The organism is Streptomyces canus, assembly GCF_001514145.1.
GTDB lineage: Bacteria > Actinomycetota > Actinomycetes > Streptomycetales > Streptomycetaceae > Streptomyces > Streptomyces canus.
On record NZ_KQ948695.1, the window covers coordinates 27285 to 28708 of the forward strand.

At 67.9% G+C, this 1424-nt stretch carries 1 protein-coding gene; it reads left to right on the forward strand.

Annotation, left to right across the window (positions count from 1 at the left end; genetic code table 11):
• Positions 1-73 precede the first annotated feature (73 nt).
• Positions 74-1424 (forward strand): IS30 family transposase (locus tag AQJ46_RS50705; RefSeq protein ID WP_079072879.1); only part of this gene is annotated, 1351 nt, incomplete at its 3' end.

Here is a 1424-nt window from a genome sequence, read left to right on the forward strand (position 1 = left end):
CAGGGTGGATTCAACTGGTCGTCGCAACACCCTGATCTCGGAGGTGTGCGACGTGGCTACGGCGGACTGGAGTTTGAAGACCAGCGATGTCCCGGAGGGGCGGCGTCGGCAGTGGCGCGCTGACCGTGCGTTGCGGCCGGCGATGCGTTCGCCGGGGCGGCCTGATCCGTCTCGGGTCGTGCAGCGCCAGTTCTGGCGACTGATCGCCACGGGGGTCACGACGGTGGAGGCGTCGTTGGCGGTCGGCGTGTCGTGGCCGGTGGGTGCGAGGTGGTTTCGTCACGCTGGCGGCATGCCTCCGATCTCGTTGGCCGAGCCCTCGGGCCGGTACCTCACGTTCGAAGAGCGCGAGGAGATCGCGATCCTGATGGCGATGAGCAAGGGCGTGCGCGAGATCGCCCGCGCCCTGGGGCGAGACCCCGGGACAATCTCTCGCGAACTGCGCCGCAACGCCGCCACGCGCGGCGGCAAGCAGGAATACCGCGCGACGGTCGCCCAGTGGAAGGCTCAGCAGGCGGCCAAGCGCCCGAAGACCGCGAAACTCCTGGGTAGCGACCGGTTGCGTGAGTACGTAGAGGACCGGCTCGCCGGCAGCATCCGTCGCCCCGACAACATGACCGTCACCGGGCCCAAGACGCCCGCATGGAAAGGGCTGAACAAGCCGCACCGTCAGGACAGACGTTGGGCGACGGCATGGAGTCCGGAGCAGATTTCGCACCGACTCCGTGTCGACTTCCCCGATGATGAGTCCATGCGCATCAGCCACGAAGCGATCTACCAGGCGCTGTTCATCGAAGGCCGTGGCGCGCTCAAGCGGGAACTGGTGACGTGCCTGCGCACCGGCCGGGCGCTGCGGGCTCCCCGTGCACGGTCGCAGAACAAGCCGCAGGGGCATGTCACCGCGGACGTCGTCCTCAGCGAACGCCCCGCCGAGGCTGGGGACCGCGCGGTCCCCGGACACTGGGGAGGCGATTTGATCATCGGGACGGGCCGCTCCGCGATCGGCACGCTGGTCGAGCGCAGCAGCCGCTCCACGCTCCTGGTGCACCTGCCCCGTCTGGAGGGCTGGGGCGGGAATCCGCCCGTGAAGAACGGCCCCTCGCTCGGGGGTTATGGCGCGATCGCGATGAACGCGGCGCTCGCCACGTCGATGACGCAATTGCCTGAGCAGCTACGTAAGACCCTCACCTGGGACCGTGGGAAGGAACTCTCCGGTCATGCTCAGTTCGCTCTCGATACCGGGACGAAGGTGTTCTTCGCCGATCCGCACTCGCCCTGGCAACGACCGACGAACGAGAACACGAACGGGCTGCTGCGCCAGTACTTCCCGAAGGGCACCGATCTCTCCCGCTGGTCGTTCACGGACCTCGAAGCCGTCGCCATGGCGATCAACAACCGGCCCCGCAAAGTCCTGGGTTGGCGGA